Annotated in this window: 14 protein-coding genes; all 14 read right to left on the reverse strand. The window is 58.9% G+C overall.

Annotation, left to right across the window (positions count from 1 at the left end):
• Window positions 1–57 precede the first annotated feature (57 nt).
• The 14 genes from FHS81_RS09820 to dnaE all read right to left on the reverse strand — a co-directional run bounded on the left by FHS81_RS09820 (window position 58) and on the right by dnaE (window position 18010).
• The gene (locus FHS81_RS09820; RefSeq protein WP_343052465.1) at window positions 58–897 is read right to left on the reverse strand and encodes an LpxI family protein; all 840 of its coding nucleotides are present in this window, start codon (window positions 895–897) and stop codon (window positions 58–60) included.
• Between the two features lie 2 nt (window positions 898–899).
• On the reverse strand, window positions 900–1715 hold the full coding sequence (lpxA, locus tag FHS81_RS09825) for an acyl-ACP--UDP-N-acetylglucosamine O-acyltransferase (protein ID WP_183752461.1): 816 nt from the start codon (window positions 1713–1715) through the stop codon (window positions 900–902).
• A gap of 14 nt (window positions 1716–1729) precedes the next feature.
• On the reverse strand, window positions 1730–2194 hold the full coding sequence (gene fabZ, locus FHS81_RS09830) for a 3-hydroxyacyl-ACP dehydratase FabZ (RefSeq protein ID WP_183752463.1): 465 nt from the start codon (window positions 2192–2194) through the stop codon (window positions 1730–1732).
• A gap of 78 nt (window positions 2195–2272) precedes the next feature.
• On the reverse strand, window positions 2273–3358 hold the full coding sequence (gene lpxD / locus FHS81_RS09835; protein WP_183752465.1) for a UDP-3-O-(3-hydroxymyristoyl)glucosamine N-acyltransferase: 1086 nt from the start codon (window positions 3356–3358) through the stop codon (window positions 2273–2275).
• 81 nt (window positions 3359–3439) lie between these two features.
• Window positions 3440–5764 carry an outer membrane protein assembly factor BamA gene (gene bamA / locus FHS81_RS09840; protein WP_183752467.1) on the reverse strand — a complete coding sequence of 775 codons (2325 nt, stop codon included), beginning with the start codon at window positions 5762–5764 and terminating at the stop codon, window positions 3440–3442.
• 183 nt (window positions 5765–5947) lie between these two features.
• Window positions 5948–7117 carry an RIP metalloprotease RseP gene (gene rseP, locus FHS81_RS09845; RefSeq protein WP_183752469.1) on the reverse strand — a complete coding sequence of 390 codons (1170 nt, stop codon included), beginning with the start codon at window positions 7115–7117 and terminating at the stop codon, window positions 5948–5950.
• A 142-nt stretch (window positions 7118–7259) separates the two neighbouring features.
• Window positions 7260–8567, reverse strand: coding sequence for a 1-deoxy-D-xylulose-5-phosphate reductoisomerase (gene dxr / locus FHS81_RS09850; RefSeq protein ID WP_343052466.1), 1308 nt, complete (start codon window positions 8565–8567; stop codon window positions 7260–7262).
• On the reverse strand, window positions 8545–9456 hold the full coding sequence (locus FHS81_RS09855; protein WP_183752471.1) for a phosphatidate cytidylyltransferase: 912 nt from the start codon (window positions 9454–9456) through the stop codon (window positions 8545–8547). Before FHS81_RS09855 ends, dxr begins: the two co-directional genes overlap by 23 nt.
• 191 nt (window positions 9457–9647) lie before the next feature.
• Window positions 9648–10409 (reverse strand): isoprenyl transferase, encoded by a 762-nt coding sequence (locus FHS81_RS09860; protein ID WP_183752472.1) that lies wholly within the window; start codon window positions 10407–10409, stop codon window positions 9648–9650.
• Window positions 10410–10823: 414 nt separating this feature from the next.
• Window positions 10824–11381, reverse strand: coding sequence for a ribosome recycling factor (frr, locus tag FHS81_RS09865; RefSeq protein ID WP_183752474.1), 558 nt, complete (start codon window positions 11379–11381; stop codon window positions 10824–10826).
• A gap of 103 nt (window positions 11382–11484) precedes the next feature.
• Entirely contained in the window at window positions 11485–12192 is a 708-nt protein-coding gene (pyrH, locus tag FHS81_RS09870; protein ID WP_183752476.1) for a UMP kinase, read from the reverse strand.
• A 95-nt stretch (window positions 12193–12287) separates the two neighbouring features.
• Window positions 12288–13208 carry a translation elongation factor Ts gene (gene tsf / locus FHS81_RS09875; RefSeq protein WP_183752477.1) on the reverse strand — a complete coding sequence of 307 codons (921 nt, stop codon included), beginning with the start codon at window positions 13206–13208 and terminating at the stop codon, window positions 12288–12290.
• A gap of 108 nt (window positions 13209–13316) precedes the next feature.
• Window positions 13317–14324 carry a 30S ribosomal protein S2 gene (locus FHS81_RS09880; protein ID WP_183752478.1) on the reverse strand — a complete coding sequence of 336 codons (1008 nt, stop codon included), beginning with the start codon at window positions 14322–14324 and terminating at the stop codon, window positions 13317–13319.
• A 191-nt stretch (window positions 14325–14515) separates the two neighbouring features.
• Window positions 14516–18010 carry a DNA polymerase III subunit alpha gene (gene dnaE / locus FHS81_RS09885; protein ID WP_183752479.1) on the reverse strand — a complete coding sequence of 1165 codons (3495 nt, stop codon included), beginning with the start codon at window positions 18008–18010 and terminating at the stop codon, window positions 14516–14518.
• Window positions 18011–18592: the final 582 nt, after the last annotated feature.

An 18592-nucleotide genomic window follows, 5' to 3' on the forward strand; every position in this document is an offset into this window, starting at 1 on the left:
TTGACGAGAGACAGGCAGAGGCGGGAGCAGCAAAATATAGATTCTTGAATGCGCGTTCTAGGTTTCGATACCAACCACAAAAAGACCGCGCCTGTCCGCCTCTCGGATAAGCTCTGCCTCATCGATGACAAGCGTGCGTCCCGCGCCATAGGCGATGCCATCAAGCCCGGCCTTCGCGGCCAGACGAACAGTTCTGGGGCCAATTGCAGGCAGATCTATCCGGAAATCCTGCCCGTCCTTCGTGGTTTTCACCAGAACGCCGCGATTCTCAGATCGCCACCGCCGCGTAAACCGCATCCAACGTACACGCTTCAGCATGGCGTCCGTACCCTCGGGCCCTTCCAAAGCGATCACCCGCCTGCCGCCGACAACTGTGGCCTGCCCGGCGTCAAAGCGCGAAACCGTGCGCAACAGATCCAGGCCGATCGCGACCGCCCCTGCGCTGGCTTCATCAGGACCACGCTCGGTGATGCATCCGATCCGGCCCAGCAGTTCCGGCGCCAGTTCGTCGACACCAACGACCTTGTGCCCGTGGTCTTCCAGAAGCCGTACGACACCTGACAGCAAGCCATCATCGCCAAGAGACATCAACGCAGCGATTTCGCGCCGATTGCGGTAGGCAGCGAAAGCACTCAGCACCACCGACGGCTGCGGCCGGCTGACCGGCCCCGCCATTACCACGCATCCGGGCTGCCATTCAGCCAGCAGACGCAATGTCCGCCGGACATCCACCATGCTGACGGTCGCATCGGCCCGGCGCGATATATCCGCCCCGGCAAAGCCACGAAATGCCAGAATACGCGTCGGCACGCCACGAGCATGCAGCGCATCAGCCAACATCACCGGCAAGGCACCGCCGCCTGCCAGCATGACAACCGCTTCGGACTGCCCTGCCACGATTAGTGCCCGTGCCCGTCTCTCGGCACGCAGATGGATCGCTTACCTGCGTTGCGGATAAACGAAAGCACTTCGTCGACCAGTTCGGAAGCCGGAAACGCAGCAGCGACGTCTTCGACCCGCTCCAACAACGTTCCCTCATCGGCGAACAGGGCGCGGTAGGCGCGACGCAGTTCGTGAATCTGCTCCCGTGAAAAGCCACGCCGTTGCAGGCCGACGATATTCAAGCCGCCCAGATACGCCCGGTTGCCAAGCGCCATGCCATAGGGAATGAGATCGTTTTCCAACCCTGACAAGCCGCCGACGAATGCATGCCTACCCACGCGCGCGAACTGAATAACCGCCGCTCCACCGCCGATGATGACATGGTCGCCAACCGTGACGTGTCCGGCCAGCATCACGTTATTCGACAAAATAACGCAGTCGCCTACGTGGCAGTCATGGCCCACATGGGAGTTGGCCAGAAAGGCGCAACGATCGCCAATGACCGTTTCCATGCCGCCGCCTTCGGTGCCGGGGTTGATCGTCACCCCCTCACGGATGAGGCAGTCCGCACCAATAATCAGCGTCGATGCCTCGCCATGATACTTGAGATCTTGCGGCTGGTGCCCGATGGACGCAAAAGGAAAAATCCGGCAGCGGGGACCGATGCGCGTCAACCCGGCAACGACGACATGACTTGCAAGCTCGCAGTCGTCGCCAATTTCAGCATCGGCGCCCACAACGCAAAAGGGCCCGATGCGCACGTTTGCGCCAAGCCGCGCCCCCTCCTCGATCAACGCCGAAGGGTGAATCACGGCCGTATCCGCTTTGCTCATCGGCAATATCCCGCTCACTCGACGACGAGCATGGCAGAAAGCTCGGCCTCGCAAACCAGCGTGCCGTTGACCTTCGCCTCTCCCCGGAACCACCACATATTACGACGGTTCGCGAGCTTCGTCATGTGATAGTGCACGACATCACCCGGCTCGACCGGCTTGCGGAACTTCACCTTGTCGATCGTCATGAAATACACTTCCTTCGGCCGTGCCTTTTCAGCAATCTGCGAAGCGACGCACAAAGCCCCGGCAGTCTGGGCCATGCCTTCGATCATGTAGACGCCCGGAAACAACGGCCGGACAGGAAAGTGCCCCTGAAATTGCGGCTCGTTAAACGTGACGTTCTTGATGCCGATGCAACTGTTGTCGCCATCCATATCAATGATGCGATCAATCAGCAGGAAGGGATAGCGATGCGGCAAATAGCTCAAAATTTGCAGAATATCGGCTGTATTCAGGTGCGACGGCACGTCTGTCATGTAATAGGTGCTCCCTGGATCATGCTCCCTGACACAGGTGCAAGATCATCGTGTCCATTGGTCGGGCAGCAATCTGCCTCACTGAGAATCGTCGCCGGTGTTGCCGGACGATGACTTGCGGTCACCCGGCGACCGACTTGAAATCATCATCTTCAACCATGCGACTTCCTTCATCCATTCCTTGATCGGCTGGGCTGGAGCCCCGCCCCATTTCGCGCCGGCAGGCACATTTTCGGCAACAGCGCTGCGCGCAGCGAACTGCGCGCCGGTACCGATGGTGACATGGCCAACCACGGCACTCTGCCCGCCAAAAACGACAAAATCCCCAAGCGTCGTACTGCCCGAAATTCCGACCTGCGCCACGATCACGCAATGGCGGCCAATGACCACGTTGTGAGCGATTTGCACCAGATTGTCGATCTTCGTGCCTTCGCCGATGATCGTATCACGACTGGCGCCCCGGTCGATCGTGGTGTTGGCGCCGATTTCAACGTCATCCTGAATAATGACGCGGCCAACCTGCGGCACCTTCAGATGGCCGCCCGGTCCCATGGCAAAGCCAAACCCGTCCTGCCCGATACTGGCACCGGGATGAACCACGATCCGATTCCCGAGCAAAGCATGTGAAATCGTTACATTGGGTCCGATACTGCAATCACGGCCAATACGCACCTCAGCCCCGATAACGGCATTGGCGCCGATAACCGTGCCGCTTCCGATCTCCGCGCCAGCCCCGATGACAGCGCCGGGATCAACCGCAACTCCGGTTTCAAGCCGCGCATCAGGATGCACGACCGCTCCCGGCGATACGCCAGATCCCGAAAAAAGCGGACGAGGCCGCAGAGCGGATGGGTGAAGCCTGGCCAGAACCTGCGCAAAGACGCGGTAGGGAACCGGCGTTACCAGAGACAGCGTCGAGGAAGGCACGCGATCTGCGAAGCGTGGCGAAACAAGGCAAATACCGGCCTTCGTTTCAGCCAGCATGGCGGCATAACGCGGGTTGTCCATATAGGCGATATCATCCGGACCAGCCGTTTCCAGCGGCGCTGCGGATGACACTATCCGCGACCCGTCAACGCCCTCAGGCAAGTTGATACCGGCCAATTCGGCAATGTCGCTCAGAATGACTGACCCGACATCGGAAAAAAATACTGGATCGCTCATGCCAGCCCGTTTCGCAAAAAAACAGGGATGGCGCAAGGCCATCCCTGTCGATCTCCCCAATTACCCCGGAAAAACCAGCCGTCAGAAGCTGGTACCGCCGGAGAAGCGGAATGCCTGTGTCTGGTCGCCTGTAACCTTCGACAGCACGTAGGCGTAGTCGAAGCGCAGCGGGCCGAGCGGCGACGACCACAGAAGGCTGACACCGACGGACGAACGAATGTTCTTGTCGTCCTTGACGTTGACGCAGGTCGGCTGGCGATTGGACACATAACCCGGCAGGCCGGCACAGTTGCTGGGCACGCCAAGGCTGGATGCGAAGTCTTTCTGTCCTTCATAGCCGTAAAGGGTACCGGCGTCGGCAAACACAGCACCCTTCAGACCAAGTTCACGCGGCAGGCCGAAGATCGGGAACTGCACTTCGAGCGTACCGCCAAAGTAGGTCGTGCCGCCGAGTGCGTTGTTCTGGAAGTCTCCGGACATATCGCGCGGACCGATACCGGACGGAGCGAAGCCGCGGACAAGCGATGGGCCAAGGAAGAAGTTGTCGACGATACGCAGATCCTTGTTGCCGAAGGAGCGGATGTGACCGCCCTGCAGCCGGACGAAACCGACGACTTCATCGAACAGCTCATGGTAGTAGCGAGCATCAACCGTTGCACGGATGAAGCGGGAGTCGCCACCAAGACCGGCGACATCCGGCTTGAACTCCGCGTAGAGACCCGATGTCGGGTTACGCGTGTTGTCCAGCGTGTTGTAGGTCAGTGTCGCACCGACGAGCGACGTCAGCGTCGTACCAGCAGCTTCCTTGATCGCCAGCGATGCCTCGCCATCCCACGTACAATTCGGATACAGCGACGAGCCATCCGGGTTCAAAGCTGTATAGCCAGGGATCGGGATCGAGCAGTCACCATAAGGATGGCGCCACGTATTCGGAACCTTGATCCGTGACTGATAGAGCGAGTAACGCAGAGTCAGCGTCGTCGCTTCATCGATTGGCAGGCCGACGCGCAGCTGACCGCCGGTTACCCGGTCTTCATAGCGCGAATAGCGGCTGTTATCCGTGAACTTCGAGAACACGTCGAAACCAAACGCGATCCGGTGGCCAAGGAAGTAAGGCTCGGTGAACGAGAAGTCGACACCCTGCGAATACTGGCCCCAAGACCCGGCGAGACGGACGAACTGACCGCGGCCGAGGAAGTTCGATTCGGAAACCGCGACCTCACCGATGAAGCCATCCGAGGTGGAGTAACCACCCGAGACCGAAAACTGACCAGTGGACTGATCTTCGACATCCACGTTGACAACCACACGATCCGGCGACGATCCCGGCTCGCTGGTGATACGAACGTTCTTGAAGTAACCGAGGTTGTTCAGACGCCGCTCGGCCCGGTCGATCAGAACCTTGTTATAGGCATCGCCCTCACCGATATCGAACTCGCGGCGAATGACGTGATCACGCGTACGGCTGTTACCGCGGACATTGATGCGCTCAATGTAGACGTGCGGGCCTTCATCAACGATGTACTGAATGGAAACCGTGTTGTCTCCAGGATTGCGCAACCCGGTGGGGCGCACCTGAACGAACGGGTTACCGTCGCTGTTGACTTCCTTGGTAATACGCTCCAGCGACTTTTCCACTGCCTCGACGTCATACACGTCGCCAGCACGGGTGCGCACCAGTGGCTGAAGCTGCTCGGACGGAGCCACACCCACACGCGAATCGACGGTGACATCGCTGATGCGATATTGCGGCCCTTCCGAGAGATTGAAAGTGACGACATAGCCTTCGCGCTGCGAGTCGTACACAACATCTGTCGAGAGGATCTGGAAGTCGGCATAGCCGTTCTTCAGATAGTAACGGCGGATAGCATCCTCGTCAGCGGCAATGCGTGCGGGATCATAAACGTCGGAGGACTTCAACCATGACAGCAGGTTCGATTCCGTTGTCGTGATCAGGTTACGAAGCTTGTAGGAAGAGAGAGCGTTGTTACCGACGAAGTTGATTTCCTTGACGCCGGTCTTGTCGCCCTCGTTGATCGTGAACACGACGTCGACCGTGCCATTGGGCAGCGGAACCGTGCGGGGCGTAATCGACGCCGCCGAACGTCCGGCGCGGCGATAGGCATCCCGGATTCGCTCGACATCCGCGTTGACCGTGACCTGATTGTAAGGATTGCTGGCCTGCGTGGCCACGACATCGCCAAGGATTTCCTTGGTGAGCTTCTTGTTGCCCTCGAACACCACACGGTTGATTCGTTCGCCTTGCGCGGCGCGGGCCTGAGCCTGCTCCGAACCGGCCTGTGCGTTTGCCTGACTGGCTGGCCCGGCGGTCATCGTCAACGCCAGAAGGCAGGTCGATACTCCTGCCAGCAACATTGCCCGGCTGTTCGTCTTTCTCCGCGTCATCAGGTGCCGCCCTTCACTTGCAACTCGATAAAACCAGCCGTAACTGCCGGCGTGCAGAAGTCCTATAAGTACATGCTTCTAGCGCCAAAAAGCCTGACTGAAAACGCCCTATGCGGCATGAAACGACATTTCCCCAGCCGCCGTTGCGTTCTGGTCACGCCCGAGGGGCAGAAAGTGCCAAGGTCACTGACCGACACTCAACCTGCCACCGATATGCGCCAGATCATTCCATGTCACGAGCAACATCATCATGAGAACAAACGCAAGCCCGATCTTGAAACCGAATTCCTGCGCCCGTTCGCTGAGAGGTTTTCCGCGTATGGCTTCTATAGCATAGAACAGGAGATGTCCGCCATCCAGCATGGGAATGGGAATGAGGTTAACCAATCCGATAGAGACGGACAGCAGCGCCGCGAGACTGAGCAGCCCGGTCAACCCGCCAAGGCGTGCGACCTGCCCCGAAACTTCAGCGATTCGTATGGGCCCGGAGAGTTGATCGGTCGTCTCCTTGCCGGTGAACAGACGCCCAAGATAGTGGTAGGTCTGCGCCACCACCTGCCATGTTTCGCCAGCGCCCGCCTGCAATGCCCCGGGCAATGAATACGACTCAGTGCGCCAGCTCGACCTGTCTCCAGAAGCCTGAACGCCCAGAACGCCAACACGGTGAGAACCAAGCGGGGATGTCACTTCGCGCAACTCGGGAGAAGCCTGGAGTTCCACCTGCACGCCGCCGCGATCCACGACGATGTTGAGCGTCTCACCAGCGTTCATGCTGACGATTCGCTGCATATCGGTAAAGCTGTCGATTGTGCGGCCGTCGATTGAAATTACCAGATCGCCGGTCTGAAAGCCCGCTTTCTCGGCCGCGCTGGCTGGCTGGATGGTTTCGATTCGCGGCAGCAGAATTTGTCTGCCGTTGAAGTAAGCCATGGCACTGAAAACGACGATTGCCATGAGGAAATTGGCCGCAGGGCCGGCTGCAACAATAGCCGCACGCTGTCCCACACTTTTATGGAAAATGCTGCCTTCTCGCTCGGCCGCCGTCATGCTTTTCACGGCATCGTAATCCGGCACGCTCGCGGCGTTGGCATCGCCCTCGAACTTGACGTAACCGCCAAGGGGAATCGCCGAGAACCGCCACCGGGTTCCCTGACGATCATACCAACCGAACAACTCCTTGCCGAAGCCGATCGAAAACACCTTGACCTTCACGCCACACCAGCGGGCGACAATGAAATGCCCATATTCATGCACGAAAACCACAAGCGTCAGCACGAACAGAAACGCCACCAGCGTCGACGCAAGGCCCGTGACCGCTCCTCCGAGCCCCAGCAACCCGCCAAACAAATCCATCCTCAAACCTTCCTTGCGCCCCGCCGGTCACCGTCTATGCAGCCACTTGCCTTCAATCAGTCCGAACGCCCTCTTCAGACAACGGAGCTATCTCCGCGCGCATATTATCCCTTGCCCGCAGATAGCTTTGCTCAAATGTGTATCATGTCGCCTCAAAATCAGCGAGCGTCAGACGCTTGTGCATCCACTCTCTGGAAAGGCTATCGATTTCCATGGCGTGATCAATGCTCTCGGGGGCCATATTGGCCGCTTTCGCAAAAGCCTCACAAGCAGCACGGACGAGACTGGCGATTTCGTTGAAGCCTATATGTCGTCTCAGAAAAGCTGAAACGGCAACTTCATTGGCCGCGTTGAGTACCGTCGGCATACTGCCCCCCTCTGCCAGCGCTTCAAGAGCCAGCGCCAACGCCGGGAAGCGCCCTGTGTCGGGATGAATGAAGTCGAGCCGGCCTATGGTTGCAAGGTCGAGGCGCGGCAGTGTTGTGCGCAGCCGGCTACCTCGTACAGATTCATCTCTTTGATCCGCCTTGCAGCCAACTCCCAGACAATGAGCGGCGGGAATTCGCATATCGGGCGCCGCAAGGCCCGCTACAACAGACCCGTCGCAGAAGTTGACCAGCCCATGAACGATCTGCTGCGGATGGACCAGAACCTTCAGGCGCGTGTGGTCTACGCCGAACAAATAATGGGCCTCGATAACCTCAAGGCCCTTGTTCATCATCGTCGCGGAGTCGATCGAGATTTTCGCGCCCATACTGTAATTGGGATGTTTGAGCGCCTGTTCGGGAATCGCCGCCGCAATGGCTTGCGCGGACCAATTGAGGAACGGGCCGCCCGATGCAGTCAGCACCATGCTCTCGACGTCATCGCCCGGCGCCCCTGCCAAGGCTTGCCACAACGCGTTATGCTCGGAATCAAGCGGCAGAATCTCGACACCTTGCGCTGCGGCCTCGCGCATGAAAACAGCGCCTGCGGAAACCAGCGTCTCTTTATTCGCAAGGGCGATTTTTCGCCCCCGCCGAATCGCCCGGTAAGTCGGGCGCAGCCCCGCAACGCCTGCGATCGCCGCCACCACAAGATCGCAGTCGCGATCGACAGCCTCGTTGATTGCTGACGAACCCGCGCCGCTGTCGATGGCATACCCCACATCCACGAGCGCGCATCTTAGAGCGTCCGCCTGCGATGCGTCGGCTATCGCGGCGAAGCCGGCCCCCAAATGACACGCCATGGCAGCCAGAGAAACAGGATCAGAGCCACCTACGACAGCTTCGACCTGAAACAATTCCCGATGCTCGGCAATGACACTCGCCACCGATTTGCCAACGGAGCCTGTCGCTCCCAGTATGACGACTCGCGTTTTCATAGCGGCTTTCAAAGCATTTCCCAGGGAAGGCAGTTTGCAAGAACAGAAGTTTTCTGAAACATGGCTAATGGATAGTTGGAAAACCAACCGCTAGTCCCAGGGCAACAAGGAGGCAGACAGCCATAAAGCTGTCGACCCGATCAAGAACTCCCCCGTGACCGGGAATCAGTTGCCCCGAATCCTTGACACCTGCCCGTCGCTTGAAAGCCGATTCGGCCAGATCTCCAGCCTGTCCAACAATCGATGCCGCAAAAGAAATAGCCAGCACCGGAACCGCAGATAGCAGCGAAGCCCCCGTCAGCGCTTCAGCGATCAACCAGACAATCCACCCGGCGATACAGCCTCCGGCAGCCCCGCCCCAAAAACCGGCCCACGTTTTGTTGGGGCTGACTCGTGGCCACAGTTTCGGACCGCCGATGGCGCGTCCGGAGAAGAAAGCCGCTATGTCGGTTGTCCATACAACGGCAAACATCCACGCGACGAGCGCAATGCCAATTACCGGCACGGAGCGCGCCAGAAGAGGAACAATGCCAATCAGAACGCCACACAGCAAACCGGCAAGGACCCAGACGGCAATCCGCCGCCCGAACTGGTGCGACCATGCCTCATCCTGCGCTCCCGTACCACTGGCGACAAACACCCACCCCGTACAGCCGATCAATGCAATGAACACACTGACGACAAAGGCGCCAACACTGCCAAGAGACAGAAAAACGGGCAGTCCCGCAATGCCGAAAGCCGCGAGAATACGGAACAACAAAATACGACGGCTATTCAGAGAAGTCGGGGCAGCATCCACTTCTGTTTTTGGCGCTATCAACACCAACCATTCCACCACGACGCAGAAGCTCGCCACCGCCCACATCAAGGCAAAAGAGATCCCGCCAAAACCTGTTGCCGCCACCGCCGCAATCGCTAGCAGCAATGCGGATGCCACACGCTTTTGCAACTCGGACCATCTGATGTAACGGGTCAATGGGTTTTCCGATAAGGACGGCAGCTTCACGAGAACTCACCGTTACCACAGGGAACCAGGCAGTTTGCAGGTTCCATGGCAAGATCCTTTCGACTCAGGATCGATGCAAGTTGCATAGAAACTGCCATGGAAACTGCCATGAAACAAAGTGAGCCCGTTGGCTGCCGTTTGACGTTGATCATGCCGGCATATCAACCTGTTCGCCCTTGCGCCGCCGCGCCCAGGCTGCCAAACCGGCGCTCCCTGTGGCGAAACTCCTCGATGGCAGCCTCCAGCGCCGACCGATCGAAGTCAGGCCAATAGATCGGCAGAAACACCAGTTCGGCGTAAGCTGCCTGCCACAGCAGAAAGTTCGACAGCCGCTGTTCTCCGGATGTGCGTATCAGCAAATCCGGATCCGGGAAATCAGCAGTATCAAGGTGAGCGCAAAGAATCTCTTCTGTGATGGCCTCTGGATCGATCTCGCCAGCAACAGCCTTGTGCGCCAGCGTGCGAGCCGCACGCATGATTTCGTCCCGGCCACCATAATTGAAGGCCACAGTCAGCGTTAGCCCCTCATTGGCAGCGGTGCGCTCTTCCGCTTCATCAAGCAGGGCGGCTATGTCGACAGGCAACCCTTCCCTGTCGCCGATAATGCGGACGCGCACGCCGTTGCGAATAAGGTCTCCGAGATCACGGCGGATGAAAAGCTTCAGAAGCCCCATCAACTCGGCAACTTCCGCTGCTGGCCGACGCCAATTTTCGGATGAAAAACTGTAGATCGTCAAATAACGGATGCCAAGATCGGACGCTGCCTTCACAGTCCGCCGAACTGCCTCCACGCCTCGATGATGCCCTTTGACACGCGGCAGTCCACGCGCATTCGCCCAGCGTCCATTGCCGTCCATGATAATAGCGACATGCGCCGGGACGCTTTTTATATCGGTGGCACCAGTTTCGGCCGATGCGGCCACTGACGCGCAAGACTCTGTCGTTTTCTGTACGGCGGACTTGTCTCTAAAAGCGGTAGAACCTGTCTCCGCCGTCGCTGTTGGTTTCGTCGCCGCATCGGTTCTCCCCAAAAGGCGGGGTAAAATAGTCAATCGACAGTCTCCATGATACGCGCATTCTACATGCACGCCTGACAATGCGCCACCAGCTTCGTCCGGCTATCGGCTTTCAGATACCATTCCAAAAATTTAAGGACATTTTTCGCAAAACGTCTCCCGCAAAACGCAAAAGCTGCTGACGCTCGAAGCGTTTTATACAGCCCTATCATAATTCTGCGGGACACTTCGATCGTTACAGCCCGACGAAATATGCACTCAACCTTCGGCTGAAAATGAACATAAATCGCCTTTCATCAGCTAAATTCAACACCAGACGACTCAAACTTGAAGAATCTCTTTCTCCTTGATGGCGACCGTCTGATCGATCTCAGCAATGGTTTGATCTGTGGCTTTTTGCACCTGGTCGGCGTGTCTCGCGGATTCGTCCTCGCTAAGCCCATCCTTTTCGAGCTTTTTAAGCGTATCCAGACCATCCCGGCGCACATGCCTGACGGCGACACGTGCCTCTTCGCCATATTTGCTCGCCACCTTGACGAGTTCCTTGCGGCGCTGCTCATTCATCTCGGGAATGCGCAAACGAATGACCTGCCCTTCGGTCTGGGGATTGAGGCCAAGGTCCGACTCACGGATAGCCTTTTCCACCGAGGCGACAACACCGCGATCCCACACCTGCACGCTCAGAAGGCGCGGCTCGGGCACACTCACGGTAGCAACCTGGCTGATGGGTGTCGGTGTGCCGTAAGCTTCGACCTGAATGGGATCCAGAATGCTCGGCGATGCGCGGCCCGTGCGCAGGCTGGAAAGATCATGCCGCAGCGCGTTCACCGCCCCCTGCATGCGCCGCTTGATATCGTCGAGGTCGAAGCTTCCAGCCATTGCCTGTACCTTTTATCTAAAAACCGATTTTGCCCTGATTCCATCGAAGCAAGACATTGATTCTGTCACGTCGTCCACACAGGTTCAACAGTGGCCGACATCATCAGGGTGTAACGAAGGTCGCACGCCCCGTGCCGGCCAGCACCGAACCGATTGCGCCAGCATCCAAGACGGAAAATACCACGACCGTCAATCCCGCCTCTCGCGCCAGCGCAAAAGCCGTCGTGTCCATCACCTTGAGATTTTGTGTAATGGCCTCGTCATGCGTCAGGTGGTCGTATCGCAGCGCATCCGGATCAGACTTGGGGTCCGCCGTATAAACACCGTCGACATTCGTACCCTTGAGAAGCGCGTGGCAAGATAGTTCTGCAGCACGCAAAGCCGCTCCGGTATCAGTCGTAAAATACGGATTGCCGGTGCCACCGCCGATGACCACGACCTTGCCATGCGCCATATGATCAAGCGCACGCTTACGTGCATAGCTTTCGCAAAGCGCCGGCATGGATACCGCAGACATGGCACGCGCCGGCACACCCGCCGCATCGATAGCGTGCTCCAGGGCCAGTGCGTTCATCACCGTACCCAGCATCCCGATCGAATCGGCTGACGCGCGGTCAAGACCCTTGCCCAACCCTTGAACGCCACGGAAAAAATTGCCTCCGCCGACAACGATGGCCAACTCATGCCCGGCATTGGCGGCAGCGGCAATATCGGATGCAATCGCCATCAGCGTTTCTCCGTGCAGACCAGCCTTTTCCGGACCTGCCAAAGCCTCACCCGACAACTTGACCAGCACCCGTTTAAACCGCATCGCAAGCCTCCCAAAGCGTTTGAAGCGACGTCGCTATCGCTACCGACAATGATCTCATAAAAAAGGCGGCGCCTTGGCGCCGCCGGGAGGATGGATCAGGCCGTACCGGCCGCCGCCGCCACTTCACTGGCGAAGTCCGTTTCCTCTTTTTCAATGCCATCGCCAAGCGCGAAGCGAACGTAGCCGGCCAAGCGGATCGGACCACCAACCTTGCCTTCCGACTCCTTCACAGCCTGGGCAACAGACTTCGACGAATCATGGATGAAGGGCTGCTCGACAAGGGTCACTTCCTTGTAATAGCTCTTCAGACCATTTTCCGCGATCTTCTCGAGAACATGCTCGGGCTTGCCGGCATTCTTCTCCAGCAGGATCGCTTTTTCGCGTGCCACGACATCCTCGGGAACACCCGAAGCGTCGAGAGCAACCGGATTGGTCGCTGCAACATGCATCGCAATCTGGCGAGCCAGAGCCGTCAGCTCGTCCTTGTTACCGGTCGACTCAAGCGCCACCAGCACGCCGATGCGGCCAAGGTTATCGCCGGCAGCATTGTGGATATAACCGGCAACAACGCCTTCACCCACCGAAATGCCCTGGGCACGACGAAGCGCGATGTTTTCGCCGATCGTCGCAATAGCGCTGGTGATGGTTTCCTCAACCGTGCCGCCATCAGGATAAGCAGCGCCCTTGATCTCGTCCACGTTATCGCCGGTGCGCAGAGCCACATCAGCCACGGTCTTTGCCAGCGACTGGAACTGCTCGTTGCGGGATACGAAATCCGTCTCGGAGTTCAGCTCAACGGCGATACCCTTATTACCGTCGATTGCCAGAGCGACCAGGCCCTCGGCAGCAACGCGGCTGGATTTCTTGGCTGCGCGAGCGAGCCCCTTCTTGCGGAGCCAGTCAATTGCCGCCTCGATGTCGCCATCGGTCTCGGTCAGCGCATTCTTGCAGTCCAGCATGCCGGCGCCGGATTTTTCACGGAGCTCCTTCACAAGAGCAGCGGTGATGTTCGCCATGGTAATCCTCATGTTACGGACAGGGGAGGCCCGGCATCCCCGAAAGAGGAGCCGGGCCAACCGGTAAACGCCTTAACTCGCCGTGTTCCAGCTGGAACCGGTATACGCTCAGATTGCGACTTCTTCCAGACGAGCACGGGACTGGTCGATCCAGCCATCGCGCTCGATACGTCCTGCAAGCTTAAGCTCGGCATCAAGAGCAGCAACGTCCGCAGGAGTCAGAGCTGCAAGCTGCCAGAAGTGGAAAACACCGGCTTCATTGAGCTTCTTTTCCAGCTCCGGACCGATTCCGGTCAGTGCGGAAAGCTCGTCGGGAACGCCACGCGGAGCAACCAGACGCTCAAGAGCCGCTTCAACAGCGCCCTCACCCGACAGATCCTCTGCGAACGGCTCATCGGATGCACCGATATCGAAGCCAAGATCGCCCTGTCCACGGGAAATGCCGTCGATCGCAGCACGAGCGACGAGGTCGCAGTACAGCTTGATCGCACGACCTGCATCATCGTTCGCGGGAACGGGGAATGTGATGCCATCCGGATCGCTGTTGGTATCGACAATAGCGGCCACGGGAATACCCAGACGCTGGGCTTCCTTGATTGCAAGCTGCTCCTTGTTGGTGTCGATGACGAACAGCAGATCAGGCGTGCCGCCCATGTCCTTGATACCGCCAAGCGCACGCTCAAGCTTTTCGCGCTCACGCAGCAGCAGCAGACGCTCTTTCTTGGTCAGGCCAACCGCGCCGCCGGCGAGGGTCTCGTCGACCTTGCGCAGGCGCTGGATGGAGCCGGAAATCGTCTTCCAGTTCGTCAGCGTGCCGCCGAGCCAACGGGAGTTGACGAAGTACTGGGCCGAGCGGCGTGCAGCATCCGCAACCGAATCCGCAGCCTGACGCTTCGTGCCGACGAAAAGCACGCGACCGCCAGCAGCAACGGTGTCGGAAACGGCCTGCAGGGCGCGATGCAGCGCGGGGACCGTCTGCGCCAGATCAATGATGTGGATGTTGCTGCGCACGCCGAAGATATAAGGCTCCATCTTCGGGTTCCAGCGGTGGGACTGGTGACCAAAGTGGGCGCCGGCTTCGAGCAGCTCGCGCATGGACAATTCAGGAAGTGCCATAATTCAGATCTCTCCGGTTCAAGCCTCCGCGGGGCTCCGGCCGGACAACCCGGCCACCGGAAGCCAAATAAGCCCGCCCCGCGTGTGGAATGGCGCGCGTTATAGTACCCGTAAACAATAATTGCAAGACCAAATCAGCCTGCCGGCAGACCTCGCCCCGCGCCGAAATTTGACGGGCGTTATATAGCCCATCATCGCAATTCAACTTCCACGACGCCTGGCAGGCCGCGCAGTGCCCCCGCAATTTGCGGTGATGTGGCGAAGCGACCGGGTAACTCGATCTCGACCACCTGACGGCCTTCAATATCGACAATGATCGAAACCAGACCCTCGCCATGCTGGGCAAGCTGGCGGGCGATCATATCGATCGGGCGCTGATTGTTGATCGTGATGCGCATACCTTTCTGATGGCGGGCGACGGCGAAATCCAGCGGCTCGACACGCTGGATGCGCGCACGCACATCCTCGCCGTCGCTCGACGCCTGGATCAGGAGCATGACGGCCTGCCCCGGCTCAAGCAGATCGCGATATTGCGCCAGCGCCTCGGAAAACAAGATGGCCTCAAAATGCCCGCTTTGGTCGGACAGACTGATGATGCCCATTTTCGACCCGCTGCGCGTTCTTCGTTCTGTGCGATCCAGAACCGTCGCGGCGAGTTGGCCCATGCTTTCGCCGCGCCGGACGCCACGAGCGAAATCGGCCCACCGTTGGACGTTCAGTTTGTCGAGAAGCGGACCGTATTCATCCAGCGGATGGCCAGACAGGAAAAAACCGACCGCATCATACTCACGCTGCAGCCTTTCAGATGTTAGCCAAGGATCATATTCGGGAATTCGCAAAGGGTCGGGCGTGAATGCCAGACCGAAGATGTCGCCCTGCCCCGCAGCTTCGGCCTGCGCAGTTTGATTCGCCAGCGCGAGAATAGCGTCGATAGCGGCGAATGCCCTCGCCCTGTCCACTTCGATTTCATCCAGAGCGCCGGCCGACACCAAAGCTTCCAACATACGCCGATTGACCAGTCTGGGATTGATCCTCCGGGCAAAGTCGCCAAGATCCTTGAAGGGGCCGTTCTTGCGCGCCTCCACAATCGACGCGACGGCTTGTTCACCGACACCCTTCACCGCGGCGAGAGCGTAACGGATGACACCCTGCCCATCTTCATACACGACGTCGAAGCGCACACCTGATCGTTGCACCGAAGGCGGGTCCACGCGGATCCCAAGGCGTTGCGCCTCACGCCTGAATTCCGACAGCTTGTCGGTGTTGTCCATATCCAGCGTCATCGACGCGGCGAGGAACTCCACTGGGAAGTTCGCCTTGAGATACCCTGTCTGATACGCGATCAAGGCATAGGCGGCCGCATGGCTCTTGTTGAAGCCGTAATCGGCAAACTTGGCGAGCAGGTCGAAAATTTCATCAGCCAGTTGCCGCGCAAGGCCATTGGCAACAGCGCCCTCCACAAATCGGGCGCGCTGGGCATCCATTTCCGCCTTGATCTTCTTGCCCATGGCGCGGCGCAGCAGGTCAGCTTCTCCGAGCGAATACCCGGAGAGCGTCTGCGCCACCTGCATCACCTGCTCCTGATAGATGATAATGCCGAACGTCTCGCGAAGAATCGGCGCCAATGCTTCATGCAGGTACCAGGTTTTCTCGGGCTCACCGCGCCCGTTCTTGCGGTCGCAGTAAACGGGGATGTTGGCCATGGGTCCGGGCCGGTAGAGCGCCACGAGTGCGATCAGATCCTCAAGGCGGTCCGGCCGCATGTCGACCAGCGCCTTGCGCATGCCGGCACTTTCAACCTGGAACACACCTACCGTCTCGCCGCGGCCCATTTGCTCGAACGTCAACCGATCATCCAGCGGGATGCGGGCCAGATCGAAATCCGGTTGGCGGGCATGGATGTGATCGACCGCTATCTTGAGAACGGTCAAAGTCTTCAGACCTAGAAAATCGAACTTTACCAGACCCGCCTTTTCGACCCACTTCATATTGAACTGGGTGACGCGCATGTTTGAACGCGGATCGCGATAAAGCGGCACGAGTTGTTCAAGCGGCCTGTCGCCGATCACCACACCGGCAGCGTGTGTCGATGCATGGCGGTGGAGCCCTTCCAGCTTGCGGGCAATGGCCAACATGCGGGCGACGACGGGCTCCTCCTCCGCAGCGGCCTGCAATTTGGGCTCGTCCTCGATGGCGCGCGCCAGTGTCACGGGATTGGCCGGGTTCTGGGGAACCAGCTTCGTCAGCTTGTCCACCTGCCCGTAAGGCATTTCCAACACACGCCCCACGTCGCGCATCACACCGCGCGCCTGCAAGGTACCGAACGTGATGATCTGCGCCACCATTTCTTCGCCGTAGCGCTGCTGGACGTAACCAATGACCTCTTCTCGCCGCTCCTGACAAAAGTCGATGTCGAAGTCAGGCATCGACACGCGATCTGGATTGAGAAAGCGCTCGAACAGAAGACCGAAACGCAGGGGATCGAGATCCGTGATGGTCAGCGAATAGGCAACGAGAGATCCCGCGCCCGAACCGCGCCCCGGCCCCACCGGGATGCTACGCGCCTTGGCCCATTTGATGAAGTCCGCCACGATCAGAAAGTAGCCGGGGAACTTCATTCTTTCGATAACGCCAAGCTCGTAGTCCAGGCGCTTGTGGTAATCCTCCTCGACAAGGCCTTCTGCCGGTCCATGCGCTGCAAGCCGCTGGGCCAGACCTTCAAATGCCTGCGCGCGCAACACACGCGCCTCGCTGTCTTCCGGCAGATCATCAACCTGATGCGTGGCGGACTCGGCATCTTCCGTAAAATGCGGAAGTATCGGCTTGCGCGTCGGCACGCGGAAACCACACCGCATGGCGATCTCGACAGTCGATTGCACCGCTTCCGGAATATCCGAGAACAACTTGACCATCTCGGCGCGCGAGCGAAAGGTGTGAGAGGCAGCAAGCTTACGCCGTTGATCGTCAGACACCAGTCGTCCATCGGCGATCGCGAGCAAAGCGTCATGCGCCTCATAATCATCGGATGCCGCAAAATACGGCTCGTTCGTCGCCACGAGAGGGATGCCATGACGATACGCGAGCCGCAGCAGCTCCGGCTCGGTCAGCGCCTCCTCGGGGGCATTATGGCGTTGCAATTCCACATACAGACGGTCGCCAAACATCCCGATCAGGTGGTCGAAACGCGTCGCCGCAAGCTCTGGCCGCCCGCCGGCCAGCGCGGTATCGAGCGGCCCTCCGGGGCCGCCGGTCAACGCGATGACACCCGCCGAATGAGCCGCGAGCGTTTCAAGATCGACATGCGCGCCATAAGCGCCGAGGCCAGGCTCATTGCGAAGGAATGCCTTGCTGGAAAGCGCCATCAGGTTGCTATAGCCATCCCCGTCGGCAGCGAGCAGCACAATGTGTGGAAAATGGCGCTGAACCTGCCGGGCATTAGGCTCCACAGCCTCGAAACGCACCGCCATTTGCAGGCCGGCAATCGGCTGGATTCCAGCCTGATGCATGGCCTCGGAAAACTCCAGCGCGCCGAAAAGATTATTGGTGTCGGTCAACGCCAGCGCCGGCATTCCATCCGCCTTGGCAAGCTTGGCCAAGGTCTTGATGGGCAAAGCCCCCTCAAGCAAGGAATAGGAGGAATGAACGTGGAGATGAACGAAGCCGACTTTCTCGATCAACCCATCCATAATGACCTCCCTGCCCATACGGCATCGACAACACACCCACCGCTTCCGTCGCACGATTCCCGGCATGAGAAAACACGGAACGACATTCCGCGTTTTCTCCCCGTGTTTTCTCCAAAATTGGTTACGCCGATCCGCCTGCTACCGCGACGACGCCGACCAGGGCGACGAACAGCAACAGCGACGCCAGCTCGACCATATCAACAATCACAGCCTTATACATCGTTATACCCTCCATCCGTTCCAATGAGATCATATTATGTTCTCATAACGTTCAGAGTCTAGCAGTGCTGTGTTCTATGATTAACAGTTTTCCACAATGGAGGTAAGGGTAAGCTATCCAGAACGGCGCGCAGTGCTCGACACTTCGGCTCAGCGATTGCTGGAAAAGGAAACGCTTGTCGAGGACGACCTGAGGCAACTGGTCGGCGTGCTCCCGGCCCCCGCTCCGGCAACGTAGGGGGACGGCGTGCCCTGACCCCGGATGATCGTGCCGTTCTGTCCGTGAGCGACCGTGCAACCGGCCGATGCTGTCGCTCGCGGACTTCTCCTCTTAACCGGGAGTCCTGATCGACCATAATTCGT

The sequence above is a fragment of the Pseudochelatococcus contaminans genome (assembly GCF_014195635.1).
Lineage (GTDB): Bacteria > Pseudomonadota > Alphaproteobacteria > Rhizobiales > Beijerinckiaceae > Pseudochelatococcus > Pseudochelatococcus contaminans.